This is a genomic window from Myxococcus sp. RHSTA-1-4, from assembly GCF_020037125.1.
Taxonomy (GTDB): Bacteria; Myxococcota; Myxococcia; order Myxococcales; family Myxococcaceae; genus Myxococcus.
The window spans coordinates 116,105-135,694 of sequence record NZ_JAIQDG010000026.1 but is presented as its reverse complement, the minus strand read 5'-3'; the positions used below and the strand labels follow the sequence as shown (position 1 = coordinate 135,694).

Annotated in this window: 15 protein-coding genes; 11 read left to right on the top strand and 4 right to left on the bottom strand. The window is 71.3% G+C overall.

From position 1 onward, the window contains the following. Nucleotides 1-183: 183 nt before the first annotated feature. Nucleotides 184-1,317, bottom strand: coding sequence for a HEAT repeat domain-containing protein (locus tag K8638_RS30520; protein ID WP_223758203.1), 1,134 nt, complete (start codon nucleotides 1,315-1,317; stop codon nucleotides 184-186). A gap of 5 nt (nucleotides 1,318-1,322) precedes the next feature. Beyond that, the gene (locus tag K8638_RS30515; RefSeq protein WP_223758202.1) at nucleotides 1,323-2,375 is read right to left on the bottom strand and encodes a hypothetical protein; all 1,053 of its coding nucleotides are present in this window, start codon (nucleotides 2,373-2,375) and stop codon (nucleotides 1,323-1,325) included. A gap of 257 nt (nucleotides 2,376-2,632) precedes the next feature. Between K8638_RS30515 and hemL the strand changes: the two genes are divergently transcribed. Both hemL and K8638_RS30505 read left to right on the top strand, forming a co-directional pair. After that, nucleotides 2,633-3,928, top strand: a complete 1,296-nt coding sequence (gene hemL / locus K8638_RS30510; RefSeq protein ID WP_223758201.1) for a glutamate-1-semialdehyde 2,1-aminomutase — start codon at nucleotides 2,633-2,635, stop codon at nucleotides 3,926-3,928. Further along, nucleotides 3,912-5,840: a serine/threonine-protein kinase gene (locus K8638_RS30505; RefSeq protein ID WP_223758200.1), complete on the top strand. Its 1,929-nt coding sequence runs from the start codon at nucleotides 3,912-3,914 to the stop codon at nucleotides 5,838-5,840. The genes hemL and K8638_RS30505 overlap by 17 nt, the downstream gene beginning before the upstream one ends. A 5-nt stretch (nucleotides 5,841-5,845) precedes the next feature. On the opposite strand, the gene K8638_RS30500 is transcribed toward K8638_RS30505, so the two are convergent. Next, a complete protein-coding gene (locus tag K8638_RS30500) occupies nucleotides 5,846-8,491 on the bottom strand; it encodes an ATP-binding protein (RefSeq protein WP_223758199.1) in 2,646 nt (881 codons plus the stop codon). Nucleotides 8,492-8,723: 232 nt separating this feature from the next. Here K8638_RS30500 and K8638_RS30495 point away from each other — a divergent pair, with 232 nt between their 5' ends. From K8638_RS30495 to K8638_RS30485, 3 genes are all read left to right on the top strand, one after another. Beyond that, entirely contained in the window at nucleotides 8,724-9,962 is a 1,239-nt protein-coding gene (locus tag K8638_RS30495) for a hypothetical protein (protein ID WP_223758198.1), read from the top strand. A gap of 159 nt (nucleotides 9,963-10,121) precedes the next feature. Then, complete coding sequence (locus tag K8638_RS30490) at nucleotides 10,122-11,711, top strand: hypothetical protein (RefSeq protein ID WP_223758197.1); 1,590 nt, start codon at nucleotides 10,122-10,124, stop codon at nucleotides 11,709-11,711. A gap of 258 nt (nucleotides 11,712-11,969) precedes the next feature. After that, a complete protein-coding gene (locus tag K8638_RS30485; RefSeq protein WP_223758196.1) occupies nucleotides 11,970-14,519 on the top strand; it encodes a hypothetical protein in 2,550 nt (849 codons plus the stop codon). A gap of 171 nt (nucleotides 14,520-14,690) precedes the next feature. Here K8638_RS30485 and K8638_RS30480 read toward each other — a convergent pair whose 3' ends face one another. Then, the gene (locus tag K8638_RS30480) at nucleotides 14,691-15,212 is read right to left on the bottom strand and encodes a YbhB/YbcL family Raf kinase inhibitor-like protein (RefSeq protein WP_223758195.1); all 522 of its coding nucleotides are present in this window, start codon (nucleotides 15,210-15,212) and stop codon (nucleotides 14,691-14,693) included. A 445-nt stretch (nucleotides 15,213-15,657) separates the two neighbouring features. On the opposite strand from K8638_RS30480, the gene K8638_RS30475 reads away from it, so the two are divergent. The 6 genes from K8638_RS30475 (at nucleotide 15,658) to ychF (ending at nucleotide 19,557) form a co-directional block, all read left to right on the top strand. Next, nucleotides 15,658-15,924, top strand: a complete 267-nt coding sequence (locus K8638_RS30475; RefSeq protein ID WP_223758194.1) for an AtpZ/AtpI family protein — start codon at nucleotides 15,658-15,660, stop codon at nucleotides 15,922-15,924. Next, entirely contained in the window at nucleotides 15,921-16,331 is a 411-nt protein-coding gene (locus tag K8638_RS30470; RefSeq protein ID WP_223758193.1) for a hypothetical protein, read from the top strand. The genes K8638_RS30475 and K8638_RS30470 overlap by 4 nt, the downstream gene beginning before the upstream one ends. Continuing rightward, entirely contained in the window at nucleotides 16,331-17,356 is a 1,026-nt protein-coding gene (atpB, locus tag K8638_RS30465; protein WP_223758192.1) for a F0F1 ATP synthase subunit A, read from the top strand. The genes K8638_RS30470 and atpB overlap by 1 nt, the downstream gene beginning before the upstream one ends. A 157-nt stretch (nucleotides 17,357-17,513) precedes the next feature. After that, the gene (locus K8638_RS30460; protein WP_223758191.1) at nucleotides 17,514-17,744 is read left to right on the top strand and encodes an ATP synthase F0 subunit C; all 231 of its coding nucleotides are present in this window, start codon (nucleotides 17,514-17,516) and stop codon (nucleotides 17,742-17,744) included. 112 nt (nucleotides 17,745-17,856) lie between these two features. Continuing rightward, nucleotides 17,857-18,402: a F0F1 ATP synthase subunit B gene (gene atpF / locus K8638_RS30455; protein ID WP_223758190.1), complete on the top strand. Its 546-nt coding sequence runs from the start codon at nucleotides 17,857-17,859 to the stop codon at nucleotides 18,400-18,402. A gap of 45 nt (nucleotides 18,403-18,447) precedes the next feature. Next, nucleotides 18,448-19,557 (top strand): redox-regulated ATPase YchF, encoded by a 1,110-nt coding sequence (gene ychF, locus K8638_RS30450; protein WP_223758189.1) that lies wholly within the window; start codon nucleotides 18,448-18,450, stop codon nucleotides 19,555-19,557. The last annotated feature ends 33 nt before the right edge of the window (nucleotides 19,558-19,590 follow it).

Genomic DNA, 19,590 nt, shown 5'->3' with positions numbered 1-19,590 from the left:
CAGTTTCAGGGTGAACGCACCGAGCAGCTCGCGGGCCTGCTCGACGGGCGTCGCGCTCGTGATGGGCGAGACGGCCGTGCGCTGGGCGCCGAGCCACGCGGGCGCCACCTATGCGAGCGTCGAGCCATGGCGAGGTTCCAGTCCGGACCGGAGGCTGGGCGCTGGGATGGGCGTCACCGCGGCTCAGTGCCGTGGAGCGGAGGCCCGGGCCTGCCGCGTCCGACGTGTCTTGTCCAGCAGGTCCCAGGTCTGCGGCTGTTCCGCCAGCAACGCGAGCCAGCCGTCCACTTCCGCCTGCATCGTCGGGTCCACCCCGCGCAGCTTCTCCAGCACGGGCACCGCCCGCGACAGCCCCAGCCGGGAGATGGACTCCAGAATCGCGCTCCGCACGTCTTTGTCCGTCTCCGCCGCGTAGCGTGCGGCGAGTGCGTTCAGGCTCTCGGGAAGCTGCGACACGGGTGAGGTACCCAGCGCCCGTGCCGCCGCGGCGCGCACCTCCGGGTGCTCCGAGGACTGGAGCAGCTCGCGCACCTGTCTCACCGACGCACCGCCCGCCGCCTCGATGGACGTGGACGTGAGCAGCCCCGCCGCCGTGCTCGGGTCGTCCGCCAGCGCAGCCAGCGATACCGCTCGCTCCGCCACCCCCCGGAAGCGGCCGAAGTTGCGTGCCGCCTCCTCGCGGAAGTTCTCCACCACCGCGCTCCGCACCGCAGGCGACGGGTCCTTCACCCAGTCGCGGTACACATCCTGGCCCTTCAGCACCCGGTCTCCCAGGAGCTCCGTGGACGGCTCGCCCGTATGCGCCAGCGCGCGCACCAGCGTGGCTTTCAGCGTCGGGTCCCGCTCCTGGTTCAGGTGCTCCACCAGCCGCACCAGCACCACGGGCTTGCCGTCCAGTGCGTAGCGCAGCACCCAGGCCTCGGCCACCACCGCCAGCAGCTCCGGGTCCCGCTCCGCCTGCAGCCGCGACCAGAGTGTCTCCTCGGGCAGTGACTCCACCAGTCCCCGCAGTTGCTCGCGCACGTAGCGCCGGTACGCGGGGGACGCCTTGCCCTTGCGGTACTCGTCCAGCAGCGTGGACAGCTCGCACGGCACCGTCTTCAGCGGGTCCGCGTCCGGGGGGACCACCTGGAGCGCCACCGCGGCATCCTGGTTTGTCTCTTCGGATGTATCTGCCGCGCCCGCGTCCATTGCCACGACCGTTGAGCCGCTCGTCACCGGGCTGGCATCACGCCCCCACCGCAGCCAGCCAATCGCTGCGGCCACCAGGGCCACCGCGGCCACGGCCCATCCGAGCCTCTTCCGCGTCTCCGCCATGGCGCTCAATCCCCCGGCTCTTCCGGGCACCGGTGACGCATCCGCTTGTTCAGCCACAGCCGGTCGAAGTCCGTGTGGCCCGCGTCGTACAGCGCCTTGAAGTCGGAAGAGTCCTGCTCGAAGCGGCTGTCCAGCCGTGCGTACTCCTTCACCTGGGGCAGTGCCTCCGCGCCGCCGGCCCGCAGCGTGTAGCGGAGGATGGCCGCGCGCACGCAGCGGGACTTCTCCATGCGGAAGGCCTCGGCGTAGTGCCGGAGCACCGCGTCCGTGTCCCGGCCGTTGGACACCACCAGCGCGGCCATCTCCCGCACGTCCGCGTCCGGGTCTTCCCGCATCAGCGTCGCCAGCTCCTTCACCGGCGCCTCGTCCAGGCGCGCCGCCGGGTACGTGCCCATCTCCACCGCGAGCTTGCGCACGTCGGGCTCCGTGGAGCCTCGCGCGATGTCCAGCAGTCGCGTCATGTACGGCGTCACGGAGCCCGTGGCCTTGAAGTCGTTGTCCATCACCCGGCCGAGCGTGCGCGCCGCGTGCATCGCCACGCCCGTCATCAGCGTGTCCTTCTTCGCCATCGCCGCCAACCGGTCCATGGACGCGGCGTCGAAGCGCTCCTGCGTCTCCAGCGCGATGAGCGCCTGCGCCTGGTGCCCCGGGTCGGCGTGTCCCTCCGCCATGGAGAAGAGGCGCGCCGCCACGCGCGGGTCCTTCACCGCCTCGGAGTTCCGCAGGCCGCCCATCAGCACGGACAATTCCGGCTCCGCCGCCGAGTCCGCCCACGCCACCACCTGGAGCGCTGCGTCCGCGTCGCGACCGAGGACTTCCGACAGCCGCTCGGTGAGGAAGGTGAGCGCGGCCGGGTCGTTCTGCTCCGTCGCCTGACGGATGGCGGCGCGCACTCCCGCCAGTCCGTACACGGCCTCGAAGTCCAGATAGCCCGCGCGGCAGACGAGGCGCGGCATGCGCTGCTCCGGCCCCGGGCGCGTGGGCTGGGCGGAGGAGGGCATGGCGAGGAAGCAGAGGGCGGCCAGCGCGAACGCGCGCCGAGGGACGAGGTCCGGCAAGACGAGGCCCCTACTTTCCGCCTGCCAGGCAGGCTGCCATGCCCACCGCTCTCCTCGTCCACGTCCGCATGTGCTCCTCCCGGGCTCACCGCCCCACGCGAAGAGTCCATTCTAGTACGAATTTCTGACAAGCCTGTTTCTTCCAGTCCGGAGGGGAGTGTCCATAATCAGGTGGCAACGGCACGAAGAAGCGGCGGGCATGGGAGCGGGCGTGGGTGGAAGCGGGAGTGCACGTGCCGCGTGTTATGGAACGCGCCATGAACCACGCTCAAAGTCAGGCCCTCTTCGCTCGCGCGCAGGCGCGCATCCCGGGTGGAGTGAACTCGCCGGTCCGCGCCTTCCGAGGCGTGGGTGGCGACCCCGTCTTCTTCCGTGAGGGTGCCGGTGCATGGCTCACGGACGTGGACGGCAACCGCTACGTCGACCTCGTCGGGAGCTGGGGGCCGCTCATCCTCGGCCACGCGTACCCGCCCATCGTCGATGCCATCATCGACGCCGCCCGCCGCGGCAGCTCCTACGGCGCGCCGACGCCGGGCGAGGTGGAGTTCGCGGAGCTCATCTGCGCCACCATGCCGGCGGTGGAGATGGTGCGCCTGGTCTCCAGCGGCACCGAGGCCACCGTGGCCGCCATCCGCGTCGCGCGCGGCTTCACCGGCCGCGACTTCATCCTCAAGTTCGAGGGCTGCTTCCACGGCGCGGGCGACCCGTTCCTGGTGAAGGCGGGCAGTGGCGTGGAGACGCTCGGCCTGCCGGACTCGCCGGGCGTGCCGAAGGCCCTCGCGGAGCTCACCCTCACCGCGCCCTTCAATGACCTCGGGGCCGTGGAGCGCATCTTCGCGGAGAAGGGCAAGGACATCGCCTGCGCCATCATCGAGCCGGTGGTGGGCAACATGGGCGTGCTGGTGCCGAAGCCGGGCTACCTCGAGGGCTTGCAGGCGCTCTGCCAGAAGCACGGCGTGCTGTTCGTGATGGACGAGGTGATGACGGGCTTCCGGCTGTCTCGCGGCGGCGCGCAGGAGCTGTACGGGCTGAAGCCGGACCTGACCACCATGGCCAAGGTGATTGGCGGTGGCATGCCGCTGGGCGCGTACGGTGGCCGCAAGGACATCATGTCGAAGGTGGCGCCGGCGGGGCCGGTGTACCAGTCCGGCACGCTGTCGGGGAACCCGGTGGCGGTGGCCGCGGGCATGGCGTGCCTCAAGGCGCTGGCGGCGCCCGGCACCTACAAGCGGCTGGACGAGGTGAGCCGCATGCTGGAGGAGGGCTTCGTCGCCGAGGCGAAGGCCGCGGAAGTGCCCGTCACCGTCAACCGCGTGGGCAGCATGCTCACCGTCTTCTTCACCGGCGAGCCCGTGTACGACTACGCCAGCGCGAAGAAGGCGGACACCGCGCGCTTCGGCCGCTTCTTCCACGCCATGCTGAATGAAGGCGTCTACCTGCCGCCCAGCCAGTTCGAGGCGGCCTTCGTGTCGCTGGCCATCGGCGAGCCGGAAGTGGCGCACGTGCTCGGGGCGGCGAGAAAGGCCTTCCGCTCGCTTGGCAAGGCCGGTTGAGCCGGAGCCCCTGTCGGGGCCCCTTCGCTTCGGTCCCTATACCCTCGTGCGCCGCATCGGCGCCGGGGGGATGGGGGAGGTATTCCTCGCGCGCGAGGAGGCGCTGCGCCGCGCGTGCGTGGTGAAGAAGGTGCTCCCGCGCCTCATGGCGGACCCGCGGTTCGTCGGGCGCTTCCGCGACGAGGCCCGGGTGATGGTGCGGCTGGCCCACCCCAACATCGCCCGCGTGTACGCCATGGGCGAGGTGGACGGGCAGCTCTACCTCGCCATGGAGTACGTGCAGGGCAAGACGCTCAGCCGGCTGGCGTACCGGCTGCGGCAGCTCGGCAGGACGGTTCCGCTGGGCATCATCCTCCACCTGGGCGAGCGGCTGTGCGAGGGGCTCGCCTACGCGCATGACGCGAAGGACGAGGAGGGCCATCCGCTGCACCTGGTGCACCGGGATTTGTCACCGGCCAACGTGTGCATCAGCTACGCGGGCGAGGTCAAAATCATCGACTTCGGCGCGGCGCAGTCCACGTTGAAGGAGCAGCAGACGGCGCCGCGGGTGGTGATTGGCAACCTGACGTACATGGCACCGGAGCAGGCGCGGAAGCGCTTCGTGGACCGGCGCGCGGACGTGTACGCGGCGGGCGCGCTGCTGTGGGAGTTGGTCGCGTGGCGGTCCCTGGCGCAGCGGGGCGACCCGGTGGAGCGCTGGCGGCGCGCGGCGTATCCGACGTGGGAGCCCGCCGGGCGCTTCCGCAAGGGCGTGCCGTCCAGCCTGGACGCGTTCCTGATGCGCGCGCTCGCGCCCGAGCCGGAGTACCGCTTCCCGGACGCCGCGGCCATGGGCGCGGAGCTGGCGCGGCTCAAGGCGAAGCTGACCCCCGGCGCGTCGGACGCGGACCTCGCGCGGCTGATAACGGCTGCCTTCCCGCGCGAGAAGCGGGTGGAGGAGAAGGCGCTCCAGGAGCTGCTGCGCGAGGACGCGTCCCGCTTGCGCACCGAGCGCGAGTTCGCCGCCGTGCTCACGCCGCCCAACGCGCTTGCCTTCGAGCACAGCGGCATCGACACGCCCGAGGACTTCATCCCCTCCGCGGGCCTCGGCGTCGAGCCGGCGCACGGACAGGCGGAGGACGGAGGCGCTTCCGCTGTGCCCGGCGACACGGCTTCACGGGCGGCCCCGGACGCGGAGCGGCGGAGCGGCACGGGCAGGACGGCCATGTACGGTGTGGCCGCGCGTCGGGCGGATGCCGCCACCGAGGTGCTGGTGGCTTCCAGGGTGCCGGGCGCACGTGGGGCGGATGCAGCCACCGAGGCGCTGGAGGCTTCAAGAGTGCCGAGTGCACGTGGGCTGGACGTGGCCACCGAGGTGCTGGTGGCTTCCGGGGTGCCGGGCGCGCGTGGCGCGGATGCCACCACCGAGGCGCTGGAGGCCGCGAGGGTGCCGAGCGCACATGGCGCGGATGCGGCCACCGAGGCGCTGGTGGCTTCGACGGTGCTCGGAGCCCTCGACCGTGCCGCCACCGAGGCGGTGGAGGCCTCGAGGGTCCTGGTGGCCATCGAGCGCGCCGAGGCCGCGCGGGCCAGCGGGCCCGGGGAAGCCCTCGCCCCTCAGGACACGGACGACACGGAGGACACGGTGACGGTGACGCCCGTGAAGGCGCCCCGGGGCTCCTCGGTGAAGGCTTCCGTCCCGCGCAGGATGCCGCGCGAGACGCAGGTGGGCTTCGGCGTGGACATCTCGCAGCAGGTGGACTCCGCCGCCGTGGAGGCGCGGCGGCTGGAGCTGGTCCGCGCCATCACCGGCGAGGACGAGGCCGTCGCCGCGCCGCGCGCATGGCTCCAGCGCCGGCGTGCCCTGCTCGCCGCGGGACTCTTCGTTGGCGCGTGCGCAGTGGGGCTCGGCGTGGCCTGGGCGCTGCAGTAGCCGCCTCAGGTGCCGTCCAGGGACGCCGCGAGGGCGGCGGACGCGTCCAGCGGCAGGTAGAGCCGGAACGTGGTGCCCTGGCCCGGCTGCGAGTCCAGCGTCACGCGTCCCTGGTGTGACTCGATGATGCGCTTCACCACCGCCAGCCCCAGGCCGGTGCCCTTGGCCTTGGTGGTGAAGAAGGGCTCGAAGATGCGCGCGCTCACCTCGGGGGAGATGCCGGGCCCGCTGTCGGAGAACCGCACCTCCACCTCCGGCGAGCCCGGAGCGCGCCGGACGCTCGCGCTCAGCAGGCCGCCCTGGGGCATGGCCTGCACCGCGTTGATGGCCAGGTTGAGGAAGGCCTGCCGCATCATCCGCTCGTCCACCGTCACCGGCGGCACGTCGTCCGACAGGTCGAGCTCCACGCGCACCTTGCCGGCCGCCTCCGTCAACGCGCCGCGCACCGCGTCCTCCACGAGGGGAGCCAGCGGCACCGCGTACGGGTGTGGCGCGGGCGGGCGGGCGAAGGTGAGCAGGTCCGCGACGATGCGGTTGAGCCGGTCCGCCTCCTCACCCACGATGTCCACGAGCTGAATCGCCGGGCTCTCCGGTCCGATGATGCGGCGGATGGATGCCACCGAGTTGAAGATGGCGCCCAGCGGGTTGCGCACCTCGTGGGCCACCACCGCGGACAGCTCGCCCAGGGCCGCCAGCCGCTCGCGGCGCACGAGCTGCGCCTGAGTCCGGGCCAGCTCCACGTAGCTCGCCTTCAGGTCCTCCACCAGCCGGGCGCCCTCGCGGGCCAGCGCGAGCTGGTTGGCGATGGCGCTCGCCCGCTCCACCTCCGCGGGCGTGAAGCGGCGCGGCCGCCGAGTCTCCACCGCCATGATGACGCCCACCGCGCGCTCGCGCACCACCAGCGGCAGCACCAGGAAGGCCCGTCCATCCGCCGCGCGCCGCAGCTCCTGGTTGATGCGCAGGTCCGCCTCGGCGTCCTCCACCAGCACCACCTCGCGGGTGTGGAATGCCAGCGCCGCCAGCGAGGTGTACGCCGGTATCAGGGGGATGGATTTCCCCACCATCTCCGGGTGGCCGCCCGTGGCGGAGCGGATTTTCAGCCGCTCGCCCGCGGCGTCCGGTAGCAGCACGTACGCGTCCGGCGTGTCCACGATGCGCGCCAGGCTGGTGACGCCGGTGGTGAGCAGCTTGTCCAGCTCCAGCGTGGCCGCCAGCGCCTTGGCTACCTCGTGCAGCAGCGCCATGTCCTCGGCGCGCCCGCGCAGCTCGTGCAGCAGCCGGTGGGATTCAATGGCCGCGGCGAAGTGGCTGCCCATGGCCTGCAGCGTCTCGCGCTCCAGCGGGGTGAGGGGCCGCCGCTCCCGGAAGAGCACGGCGAGGGTGCCCACGTCCCGCGAGCTCACCCGCAGCGGCACCACCCCCACGGTGCGGAAGCCCTGCCGCCGCAGCTCCTCGCGCAGCGGGCTCAGGCAGCTCTCCACGTCCCGCTCCAGCACCACGCCTTCCCGCTGGGCCCGGAGGCTCAGGCCGCCGGCGAGCCACAGGTGGGCGAAGCGCTCCGTGCCGTCTTCCTCCAGGCCGCGCGCGTAGGCCAGCTCCAGCTCGGCCGCGTTCTCCACGGGCAGCAGCAGGGCCACCGCGTCGCAGCCCAGCAGCCCGACGATTTCCGCGGTGCCCGGGTCGAAGAAGGCGCGCGGGTGCGGGGCCGCCGCCGCTTCCGACGCGAGCCGGTTGAGCGCCGCCAGCGCCGTGTTCTGCGCGGACAGGCGGGAGATGGTGAGCGCCGCGTCCAGCGCCGCCGACACCTGCGCGCCGAACAGCCGCGCGGACGGCACCTCCTCCTCGCGCAGCCAGTCCGCCGCCAGCGCGAGCATCGCCCTCGGCTGGCCCTCCACGTCGATGCGCACCGCGATGACGTGGGGCTGTCCGGCCCGCTGCAAGGCCACGCGCGCCGCGTCCGCCAGGAGCGGGTTGGTTCCCTCGAGGAACCGGGTCACCTCCTGCGGCAGCTCGGGTGCGTAGGCGGCCCCCTCGCGCCAGGCCCGCTCCAGCAGCGGGGGCCAGTGGCCCACCATGTCCCGCACCCACCGTCCGCTCAACGCCCCTGCCTCCGGTGGCACCAGGGACGGTGGCACGAAGGTCTGCCCCAGCCGCACCCCGGTGCCCTCGGGGGAGAGCCACGCGAAGCCCAGCCCCGTCTCCTCCAGGCCGGAGAACATCCGGCGCAGCACCTCGCCCTCGGTGCGCAGCGACGGCAGGGACGCGCCCAGCTCCGCCATCCGTTGGAGCACCGCGCGGCGCAGGCCCCGGGACGACACGTCCCGCACCAGCACCACGTAGTCCTCCCCGTTGGGGATGACGGTGAACTCCGTGCGCCTGTCTCCCTCGGTGGTGCGCACCGTGGCTTCGTAGGTGGTGGGGACGCGCTCGCCGCGCATCCGTCGCGCGTGCCGGCTCGCCAGCTCCGCCGCGCTGGTCTCCTCCAGCGCCGACGTGAAGGGCTGGCCCAGCAGCGCTTCGCGCGGTTGGCCCAGGAGCGCCACCAGGGCGTCGTTCAAGTACACGAAGCGGCGGTCCCGGATGGCGCAGACACCCACGGTCATCGCATCGAAGGGGCCATAGGTGTCCCCGGATTCGGCGGAAGGTTTCACGGCACCCGGACTCTTCCATCGCTGGCAGGCCGGGCGGAAGTGGCGCCCGGGCGCTTCGCTCACCAGCCTACAGCGTGGGGGACGGTCCTCGGGCGGCGAACCCGTGGATGGGGTGGCTTGGCCCTGTTTGTATCGAGGAGCCCGCGCGCGGGCGGTCGCCGGTGCTCATGAGACGAGTCCCGCGCGGTGCCACTGCCGAAGTGGAGCGCAGTGGGACTACGCTGCCCGCACCATGTCGCTTGCCGGCAGCACCTCCAGACAAGCCCATCCACCGCGGCGCATCCCCCACCGCGCCGCGCTCCTCTCCGCGCTCCTCCTCGCCGCGTGCAGCCGCGGCCCGAAGCCCAACCCCTACGGCCTGGACTGTGTGCTGCCGGAAGGTGTCTCGGAGTCGGCCTGCGCCCACGTGGCCGAGCACCAGCAGGTCCACAAACCCACGCTGACGGGCGCCCGCGAGCTGGTGCTCACCGCCCTTTCCGCCACGCGCACCGCCACGCACCTCGTGGTGGACGCCACCTTCCAGGGAGCCTTCCGCAACGAGGCGGATCAGAACCTCTACCTCTTCCTGGGCGAGGCCGGCGACACGCGCACGCCCTACGCCCTCACGGCGGACCCCCAGTACGCCGCGGACCTGGGCTACCCCGTGCGCACCGCGCTGGAGCTGCCCCATCGGCTGGAAGTGCGCGTGGGCATCATGGCTCCGGCGGTGTCCGGCTACACGCCCCAGGTGTACGTGCGCGACGCCGTGCACGCGGACGCGGTGGGCCCGGACGCGGCGGTGGTGCAGCGCGTGGACGGGCCGCGCCTGCACGTGGAGGTGCCGCTGGAGCGCTATTACCGCCTCAAGGGCACCCCTGTACCCCGAGCCCTCTCCGTCACCGTGGCCACCGCGCGGGACTACGTGGGCTTCATCGACCACCGCACCGTGCCCGCGCTCGCGGAGGGCGACACCCGCGAGGCCGCCCCGAGGGACGCCGAGCCCGTGCTCTACCCCTCGCTGGACGCGCGCTCCCACCGCTTCAAGGCGGTCTCGCTGCGCCAGGAGGGCGGCACCACCACCGTGGCCCTGGAGCTGGCGGCCCCGGTGACGGACTGGGCGCAGACCAACCTCCAGTTCTTCTTCGTCCCCCTGCCGCCCACCCGGCCCCGGGATGCGCTGATGGACTCCTCGCACGCGGTGACGCTGCCGTACGCCTGGGCGCACTACTGCGCCGTCTATTCGCCGCGCCGGATGTTCTGCAAAGCCTCCGGCGGCCGCGACTTCTCCTACGACACGGCCTACGCCGAGCGCACCACCCTGGAAGCCCCCGCGGGCGTCCGCTTCCGCGACGAGGGCGGGGGCCGCTACGTCCTGGACGTCCCCACCGCCTCCCTGGGCGCCGGCCCCGAGGGTTTCGGCCTCCTGCTGGCCGTGGGCCGGGACGGTTTCGGACCCACCGCCTTTTACGGGAAACCCCTGATTCCCAAATGAAATCAATGAGTTGGGATGTTTGCCTGGGAGGAAATAGCGTAAAATTCCCGTAAAACTGCCTACCCGGCTTTACCGGAGTCTGCTCGGACCGGTAATATTTACTTCACGTGCACCTGGATTCCGCCAGGGGCACGCCCAAGTCCAGAGGGGGCAGTACACATGCAAGACAAGAAGGTCAGCACGCCCGGCCGGTTCGGGCGGCGCGGCCTGTATGCGGCCATCGCCGGTGTGGCGGTGCTGGAGGTCGCGTACGGCTGCGTGGGCGAAGAGAACATCGAGGAGTTCGTGAACGAGCACGTGGGCTCGACGGCGGAGGCGCTGGCCTCCGGCGCCACCTGCGGCGGCACGTTCAACGTGGACGCGCGCAAGTCGCTGTTCGTGACGGAGCAGTCCATCCTCACGAACTTCACCTTCCAGCGGGTGATGGACACCCTCACCAGCCGCGCGGGCGTGACGAACTCGTCGCTGAGCGTGTACCAGCAGTGGTGGGACACGCAGAACAAGAAGCCGGGCGTCACCACCGGCGGCGCGCACTGTGACGACGTCACCAACACCGCGGGCCAGGGCACGCTGAACGGCTTCCCGTTCAACCAGTGTCCCCGGAGCGAGGGCGCGCTGGCGAGCACCAACCCCTTCACGGGCTCGGACTCGTACATCCCCATCGGCCTGGTGAACCGGTTCGACCTGGCGCCGGTGGACGGCTCGCACTGCGGTGAGTACCGCATCGTGTTCGCGAAGAACTCCGGCACCACGGGTGGCCGCAACCTCGTCATCTTCGAGGGCGTGCTGCCCAACCCGCAGGGCTCCGGCCTGGCCGGCTGCTGCCCGGTGGCGCAGTTCTGGGCGGAGCTGTCGTCGGACCCCAGCCCGGCGTCGCGCGCCACCAAGCTGGACAACTTCTTCTTCAACGGCCTGCCGGGCTTCGCGCCGGTGGTTCGCCCGGAGCACTACGGCATGCTGGGGGCGGGCACGTACTCCAACAGCCGCGGGCAGATCCGCTCCAACCAGTTCACCTCGTTCCCCTGGACGCTGAAGGACTTCCGGCTGGACAAGGTGTGCACCACCACCACCACGGGCGGCGTGGACGTGGAGGAGACGAGCACCACCACCTGCAAGCTGCTGGTGCGCCCGGAGACGGTGAAGAACAACCCGTTCGGCCGGCAGTTCAACGATGGCAACTCGGTGGCCTTCCAGGACCACTTCCTCACGCAGGTGGCGGGGCTCCAGGCCACCAACGTGAACGCCATCACCATGGACATCAACAACACGTTCAACGCCCCGGACAGCCCGGACGCGGCGGTGAGCAACTACAGCTCGCAGCTCGGCGCCACCTTCGCCGGCCGCATCTCCAGCCAGCTCGTGGCCAACGGCAACCCGCAGGGCCTGACGCCGGCGAACATCGCCAACCGCGCGGAGACGCAGACGTGCATCGGCTGCCACGCGCCGGGCATGACCTCCTCGCTGGGCGGCGGCCTGACGTGGCCGTCGTCGCTGGGCTTCACCCACGTGGAGGAGTTCACCGAGGCGGGCCCCGACGGCAGCCGCTTCCGCATCTCCCCCGCGCTCACCAACGTGTTCCTGCCCCACCGCAAGCAGGTGCTGGAGTCGTTCCTGCTGAACCCGTCGCTGGCGGGTCCGAGCTCGGCTCCCGAGGAGTCGCTGGCCGGCCCCATCGCCGTGGATGACGGGGTGGAGTCCGTCGCCGCTCCCACCCGCGTCCGCACGCTGGGTGGTTCCACCACGCACTGAGCCGGATTCCCGGTGTCCGTCCCTCCCCCAAGGCCCCGCGGCCTGAAGGGGAGGGCGGAGGGACGGCACTCCCGCCGAAACCCTTCCGCGCGGCCGCTGGGAGAGCAGGGGGGCGGGACTCCCGTTCCCGCCCCGTCCCGCTGTACATAGAAGCCGTCCGCGCGGCCCGCCGGGAGCACTGCCCTGGCGGGCCGCGTGGCGCAGCCCGTGGGGGGACTCCCTCACGTCCCAGGTCTTCCGAGTCCGCGAGCCCGCGCCGTGTCCCAGCCTCTCCGTCAGCCCGTCCCGCCGTCCACCGACGCGCGTCCCTCGCCCCATGCCGTTCCGTCCGCGCCGCCACCGGATGTGCCGGGGCCGCTGCGCTGGCTGTTCCCCGCGAGCGTCCGGGCCGAGCGGGCGCTGGACCTGGGCGCGCTGCTACTGCTGTTCGCCGCCGTGTGCGGCCCGTACCTGCGGCGCGTCTTCGAGTCCGAGCTGCCCGGCGGCTGGGACGGCGTGGCCCACTACGGCGTGGCGCACCTGTACGCGCAGCGCGTCTTCCCCGCCGTGTCCGGGTGGATGCCCGAGTACTTCGCGGGCATGCCCTTCCCCAACTTCTACCCGCCCGTCTTCTACTTCCTCGTCGCGCTGGGCACGAAGGTGGGGATGAGCACCACGGCGTCCTTCTGGACGGTGCAGACGCTGGCCAGCGCGGCGGTGCCGCTGCTCAGCTACGAGTGCGGCCGGCGCCTGGGGGGCGCGCGCGTGGCGGGGCTGGTGGCCGGCGCGCTGGCGGTGGGTTTCCTCGCCAACAACAGCCCGGTGCGCGGGCTGGGAATCACGCTTCACTCCACCTTCGACGCGGGCCTGTCCACGCAGTTGCTGGCGCACGTCTTCACGCTGGCCTTCTACGCCGCCTTCCTGGAGGCGGACCGGGGCCGGGTGCCCGCGGTGCTGTCCTCCGTGTTCCTGGCGCTGGTGGCGCTCACCAACGTGCACGTGGTGTGGGTGGCGGCGTTCCTCTTCATCTGTCTCGTGGTGGCGCGGCTGGTGCAGGCGCCCTCGTGGGCGGCGCGGGCCCGCGTGCTGGGGCTGCACTTCGCCATCGGCCTGGGCGCGTTGCTGCTGTCGGCGGTGTGGGTGCTGCCCATGCTGCTGAAGCTGAAGTACGTGCCCACGCAGGCGCTGGAGACGCCCCCGCCCGGGGCCTTCATCTACGCCTTCCTCCGCCTGGGCGCGTACCTCCTCTTCGGCACGCTGGCGGCCTTCTTCAAGCGGGACGGGCGCGCGCTGGCGCTGGTGGCCACGCTGGGGGTGATGCTCGTCTTCACGCTGCTGCCCACGGTGGAGGTGCTGGGGCTCCAGTCCCTGGCGATTCAGCCGGGCCGCATCGTGGTGGCCTTCCCCTTCCTGATGGTCTTCCTGGTGGGCTACCTCGTCGCCGTGGCGGGCGAGGTGTGGCGCTGGCCTCACGCGCGCATGGCGGTGGGCGCCGCGTGCGCGCTGGTCTTCTTCGCGCACTTCAAGCTGGAGCGCGAGCCCACCGGCAACATCGGTCCGGAGCTGGCCGCGGAGTACCAGCAGGTCATCGACGCGCTGGGCGGCCGCACCGACGGGCGCGTGCTGGTGGAGCAGGGGCAGGCGGGACTGGTGGACCCCTTCGGCCTCCAGGTCCTGGTGGGCGCCGCCGGCGGGCACTCGCTGACGACGGTGTTCCGCGAGTCCGCCATCAACGTCTTCTTCGCCAACCCGCTGCGCAACAGCTTCTCCACGCACCAGGAGACCTTCGGCATCGACGGCAAGCTGCACGCCGGCGAGTTCGACGCGGCGCCGCTGGAGGCCCAGGTGGCGCGCCTGCGCCTCTTCAACATCCAGTACCTCGCCGCCCACTCGGAGGGCATCAAGGCGCGGCTGGCCGCCATGCCCCAGGTGCGGCGCGTGTCCCCGCCGGGCCGCTGGGAGCTGTATGCCTTCCGCGACGCGGCCCCGGGCACCGCGGTGGTGCCCGCGTACGAGCCGGTGCTCACCTTCACCTCCTTCAGCGTGAAGCCGCGGCCGGACTTCGGCTTCGACTTCGTGCGCCTGGGCGAGGAGGCCTTCCGCGACGCGCGCCTGGACACGCCGCTGGTGCTCAGCCGCGCCGGGGCGCTGGATGCGGAGTCGGACTGGGAGCGCTTCCAGACGGCGCTCGTCACCGAGTACCGCTACCGCGACGAGGAGGCCGCCTACGCGGCGCTGGAGCGCTTCAGCCGCACGAAACACGTGGTGCTGCTGGCCAGCGCGGACCCGCTGTTCGAGCGGCTGGAGGTGCTGTCGCGGGACAGGGGCACCGTGCACGTGGTGCCCACCATCAGCCCGGAGGAGATGAAGGCCATCGCCGGGGACCTCCAGCTCACGGACTCGACGATGACGGACAAGGAGGCGCTGCTGTACGCGCAGCGGCTGGCCACGCGCGAGGTGGCCAAGGGCCTCTTCGACGCGCTGGAGAAGGTGCGCGTGCCGCTGAAGGACGCGCCGTCCGTGACGGACTCGAAGGTGGAGGGCAACACCGCCACGGTGACGCTGTCGGCGGAGCCCTCGCGCCCGGTGCCCCTGTGGGTGAGGCAGGGCTACTTCCCCAACTGGCGCAGCGCCGAGGGCGAGCCCGTGTACCTGGCCTTCCCCACCTTCCAGCTCACCTTCACCCAGCGGCGCGACGTGACGCTGTCCTTCGTCCACGACTCCGTCGAGTGGGTGTCCGGCGCGCTCAGCCTCCTGGGCCTGCTGGGCGTGGTGGCGGTGCTCCTGGGCCGCCGCCGCGCGCCCGGTGCCACGGCGCCGGTGGCCTGAGCCCTCACACCGGGGCACGGAGCCCGGTGGCGCGGCCGGGCGAAGCAGGACGCCCCTCGCGCCGGGAAGACCGGCGCGGGGCCTCGCATGCCGGCGCGTGAGGCCTCGGCGGCGCCCCGCGCCATTCAGCACGGGAGCGCGGGCCCCGAGGCGCCTCCTGCCCACGCCGCGTCAGTAGGGCTTGCCGGCCGCGCCCCACTCCGCGCCGCGGTGGTGGACCTTCTCGTACAGGCCGATGAGCTCCGCCTGACCGAGGATGTGGTCCTCCATGGCGGCCAGCAATTCCTTGCGCGTGGGCCGGCGCAGGTCGGGCAGCACGGTGTCCAGCGCGTACAGCCGGAAGAAGTAGCGGTGGCGGCCGATGGGGGGCATGGGCCCGCCGTAGCCCACGCGGTGCCAGTCGTTCTGCCCCTGGAGCGTGCCGGGGGGCAGGACGTCCGGGTTGGCGCCCTCGGGCAGCCGCTGGGCGCTCGGGGGGATGTTGTAGAGAATCCAGTGGCACCAGGTCATCTGCGGGTTCTTCGGGTCCGGCGCGTCCGGGTCCTCCACGATGAGCGCCAGGCTCTTCGTCCCGGCCGGCATGTTCTCCCAGTGCAAGGGAGGGGAGAGGTCCTCGCCCTCGCCCGTGTAGGCGATGGGGATGATGTCTCCGTCCTTGAAGCGGGGGGACGTGAGCACGAGGGGCTTCGGCATGGAGTCCTCCGGTGATGCGGTCTTGGGTCCTTGAAGCAAGCTGGCGACGCGCGCCCCCGGGCGACGAGGAGCGGCCGAGCCGCCGCTGGACTGGCGGGTGCCTGGGGAGCGGAGCGGGCTCACCCACATCCCGGCGCGGTCCCACCTTTATATGAGGCGCAACGACTCCACCGTGCCCGGGGGAGGGCCAGGAGGGCGGGGTGCTTCCGGCCCGTCTCCCACCCGGGGGCCCGGGGCGCGGCGGGGGTTTTTCGCCCTGCCGGGGCAGATCGCGATAGCTGAGCTTGAGGGTGCCGCAACCCCGGCTGTGGGGCGGTGTCCGGGGCCGGATGGTAGCGGTTGCGTGTGCCGAGCATTCGATGCTAAGCGGCGCCCGCGCGTGATGGGGCAGGTTCGGGTGGTGCTGGAAACCCGAGGTTTTCCCGGGGTTTGGGGAGGCGTCCGAATGGCGGAGAAGGAGCCCCGGGAGCCAGGTGGTTCGGACGGCAGCGAGCTGGGTCCGGCGGCGCGCCAGATGAGGGCGGCGGAGCCCTACATCTCGGCGGTGTGGAAGCTGGTGGGCGGGGCGGTGGTGGGGGTGCTGGGTGGGTACTGGCTGGACAAGTGGTTGGGAACGGCGCCCTGGTTGCTGGTGGGGCTGAGCCTGGCGGGTATCAGCGTGGGTTTCTACGGATTCCTCCGGGAGATGGCCCGACTGGGGAAGCGGAAGTGAAGGCGCGGGGCGGTGGCGGCGCGGAGGACCCCTTCCGCTCACACGCGGCGATGGCGGCGGGGGTGATGGCGGTGGGGGCGGCGGTGGCGGCCCTGCTTCCGAAGGTGGCGGAAGACCGGGTGTCGGCGTGTTGGGGCGTGGGACTGGCGGCGGTGACGGGCGTGGTGGCGTTGGTGCTGAAGCGGCGGGCGGTGCAGCGGGACCTCAAGTCCGCGCTGAAGGTGGTGGGAATCGTGTTCGGCCTTCGGGCCCTGGGCGTGTTGGTGGGGCTGCTGGGGGTGGTGTCGAGGGGCCTCGCGGCGGTGCCGTTCGTGGCGGGGTTCTTCGGCGTCTACTTCGCGCTGCAGTGGATTGAAGTGAGCTACGTGATGGCCGCGTCCAAGGGCGCGGCGGGCGGAGACGAGTGATGCGCAAGGCAATGGTGCTGTTCGCCAGTCTGTTCGCGGCTGTGGCGTGGGGCTCGTCCGGGGCGGCCGAGGGCGAGAAGGAGGACGTGGCCGGCTACATCCTCCACCACGTCGCCGACGCCCATGAGCTGGAGATTGAAATCCCGCTCAGCCACGACCACGTCACCATCCACCTGCCGCAGATTCTCATCCCCTTCAAGGCGGGCGCCTGCGAGCCGCGGATGACGGACCACGGCGAGGTGATTCCGGGCATCTTGGCGGGCTGCCTGGACATCTCCATCACCAAGCACACGGTGATGATGTGGCTGGCGGCGGTGCTGCTCATCGGCTCCATCCTCATCTGGAGCAACCGCGACAAGACGAAGCTGGTGCCGCGCGGCACCGGGGCCAACCTCTTCGAGATGCTGGTCCTCTTCGTCCGTGACGAGCTGGCCATCAAGAACATCGGCAAGGAGGAGGGCCCGCGCTACGTGCCCTACCTGCTCACCGCGTTCTTCTTCATCCTCTTCATGAACCTGCTGGGCCTGTTCCCCTGGATGGCGAGCGCCACGGGCAACCTCGCCGTCACCTGCGGCCTCGCGGTGTGCACCTTCATCGTCACCCAGATTGCCGGCATCCGCGCGGCGGGCCTCGGCGGCTACCTGGCGCACCTGACGGGCGGCGTGCACCCCCTGCTGTGGCCCATCATGATTCCGGTGGAGTTCCTGGGCCTGTTCACCAAGCCCTTCGCGCTCACCGTCCGTCTCTTCGCCAACATGCTGGCGGGCCACATCGTCATCTTCTTCCTGCTGGGCCTCATCTTCATCCTCCAGCACCCGGCGGTGGCGATGGTCAGCGTGCCGTTCGCCTTCGGCATCTACCTGCTGGAGCTGTTCGTGGCCTTCGTGCAGGCCTACGTGTTCACCATGCTGTCGGCGCTGTTCATCGGCATGGGCGTGGCCATGGGCCATCACGCCCACGAGGAGCACGGCCACGGCCACAAGGAGACGGGTCCCAGCCACGACCACGGCAAGGCCCACGCCTGAGGCCCCGCGCCGTCTCCCACTCGAGTTGACGGGGCGCGCGGTATGGCGCCCCGGTTGAAGACCCGGCGATTCGAAAGGTCGCCGGAGGTAGTCCTAAAGGGACTGAAACCGACCCCCCCACAAGCGGGTCATCGCCTACGAAAGAAGAAGTGCTTCCATGACCAACCTCGCTCTTGCCTTCCTCGCCGCCGGTATCGGCGCCGGCCTCTCCATCATCGGTGCCGCGCTCGGCATCGGTAAGCTCGCCGCCGCCGCCATGGACGCGACGGGCCGTCAGCCTGCCGCCGGTGGCGACATCCGCACCACGATGATCATCGCCGCGGCCCTCATCGAAGGCGCCACGCTGTTCGCGCTGGTGGTCTGCATCCTGCTCGCCGTCAAGGCCTGATAGCCGGCAGGACGTCGGCGCTCGCGGGAGTCCTTCCGCGGGCGCCGGCTTCGCTGTACCCCGTAGTACCCCTCGGTTTCGAGCCCTCTCACCTTCACGTACGGGACACGCCATGTTCCTGCCTTCCGTCCTCGCCGCCAGCAGCTTCGTGGAGGTCCGTCCGGGCCTCATCTTCTGGACCATCGTCACCTTCGTCCTCGTCATGGTCGTCCTGCGCTGGAAGGCGTGGGGGCCCATCCTCCAGCTGGTGCAGGAGCGCGAGACGCAGATTTCCAACTCCGTCGAGAGCGCCAAGAAGATGCTCGTCGAGGCGGAGCAGAAGATGGCGGAGGCCAAGGAGGCCATCGCCAAGGCCCGCCAGGAGGCCGCCGAGACGGTCCGCAAGAATCAGGCGGAGATGACGGCGTTCCGCGACGAGATGATGGCCAAGAGCCGCAAGGACGCGGACGAGTTCAAGGCCTCCGCCCGCCGCGAAATCGACGAGCAGAAGGCGAAGGCCATCGCCGAGGTCCGCGCCATGGCGGTGGACCTGTCCATCGAAGTGGCCGGCAAGCTCATCAACGAGCGCATGGACGACAGCAAGCACCGCGCCCTGGCAGACCAGTTCGTGCAGGGCCTGCCGGTGGGCGGCTCGGCCACCGCGCGTCGTAGCGCCTAGTTCGGGGAAGCGCGCCCTCCGGCGCGCGCGTTCCAGGGAATCAGCATGGCTCTCTCCATCGGTATCGTCGGGCTGCCCAACGTCGGCAAGTCCACCCTGTTCAACGCGCTGTCGGCCGCGGGCGCGCAGGCGGCCAACTACCCCTTCTGCACCATCGAGCCCAACGTGGGCGTGGTGCCCGTGCCGGATGAGCGGCTGGACAAGCTGTCCGCCCTCATCAAGCCGCTGAAGAAGGTGCCCACCTCGCTCGAGTTCGTGGACATCGCCGGCCTGGTGCGCGGCGCGTCCAAGGGCGAGGGTCTGGGCAACCAGTTCCTCGGCAACATCCGCCAGGTGGACGCGGTGCTGCACGTGCTGCGCTGCTTCGAGGACGACAACGTCACCCACGTTGAGGGCGGGGTGAACCCTGTCAGGGACAGGGATGTCGTCGACACGGAGCTGTGCCTCAAGGACCTGGAGACGGTGGAGAAGCGCCGCGAGCGCACCCAGAAGAACACCAAGGTCGGCGGCAAGGTGGGCGACGAGGCCAAGGCCGAGCTCGCGCTGCTGGACCGCATCAAGGCGGGCCTGGACGCCGGCGTCACCGTGCGCGCGCAGAAGCTCAATGAAGAGGAGCGCGCCGTCATCCGCGACCTCTTCCTGCTCACCGACAAGCCGGTGCTGTACGTGGCCAACATCGGCGAGTCGGAGATTGGCAAGGAGGACGCCAACCCGCACGTGAAGGCCGTGCGGGAGATGGCCGCGAAGGAGGGCGCCGAGGTGGTGGTGCTCGCCGCGGCCATGGAGTCCGAAATCCAGCAGCTCCCCGAGGAGGAGCGCGCGGGCTTCCTGGAGAGCGCGGGCCTGAAGGAGCCGGGCCTGCACAAGGTGGCTCGCGAGGGCTACAAGCTCCTGGGCCTGTGGACGTACTTCACCGTGGGCGAGCAGGAGTGCCGCGCGTGGACCATCCACAAGGGCTACAAGGCCCCTCAGGCGGCCGGCGTCATCCACTCGGACTTCGAGCGCGGCTTCATCAAGGCCGAGGTCATGCGCTGGGAGGACCTGGTGAAGCTGGGCAGCGAGTCCGCCGTGAAGGAGAAGGGCCTGCTGCGCGTGGAGGGCAAGGAGTACGTCGTCCAGGACGGCGACTGCATGCACTTCCGCTTCAACGTGTAAGCCGTACGGCGAAGTCTGGCGGTTGCGCGTGCG

What these genes read in the sequence shown, in the direction of transcription:
- hemL (WP_223758201.1), top strand. Translation starts at nt 2,633, where the DNA reads ATGAACCACGCTCAAAGTCAGGCCCTCTTCGCTCGCGCGCAGGCGCGC.
- atpB (WP_223758192.1), top strand. Translation starts at nt 16,331, where the DNA reads ATGCGCAAGGCAATGGTGCTGTTCGCCAGTCTGTTCGCGGCTGTGGCG.
- atpF (WP_223758190.1), top strand. Translation starts at nt 17,857, where the DNA reads ATGTTCCTGCCTTCCGTCCTCGCCGCCAGCAGCTTCGTGGAGGTCCGT.
- K8638_RS30480 (WP_223758195.1), bottom strand. Translation starts at nt 15,212, where the DNA reads ATGCCGAAGCCCCTCGTGCTCACGTCCCCCCGCTTCAAGGACGGAGAC.
- K8638_RS30475 (WP_223758194.1), top strand. Translation starts at nt 15,658, where the DNA reads ATGGCGGAGAAGGAGCCCCGGGAGCCAGGTGGTTCGGACGGCAGCGAG.
- K8638_RS30460 (WP_223758191.1), top strand. Translation starts at nt 17,514, where the DNA reads ATGACCAACCTCGCTCTTGCCTTCCTCGCCGCCGGTATCGGCGCCGGC.
- ychF (WP_223758189.1), top strand. Translation starts at nt 18,448, where the DNA reads ATGGCTCTCTCCATCGGTATCGTCGGGCTGCCCAACGTCGGCAAGTCC.
- K8638_RS30490 (WP_223758197.1), top strand. Translation starts at nt 10,122, where the DNA reads ATGCAAGACAAGAAGGTCAGCACGCCCGGCCGGTTCGGGCGGCGCGGC.
- K8638_RS30520 (WP_223758203.1), bottom strand. Translation starts at nt 1,317, where the DNA reads ATGGCGGAGACGCGGAAGAGGCTCGGATGGGCCGTGGCCGCGGTGGCC.
- K8638_RS30495 (WP_223758198.1), top strand. Translation starts at nt 8,724, where the DNA reads ATGTCGCTTGCCGGCAGCACCTCCAGACAAGCCCATCCACCGCGGCGC.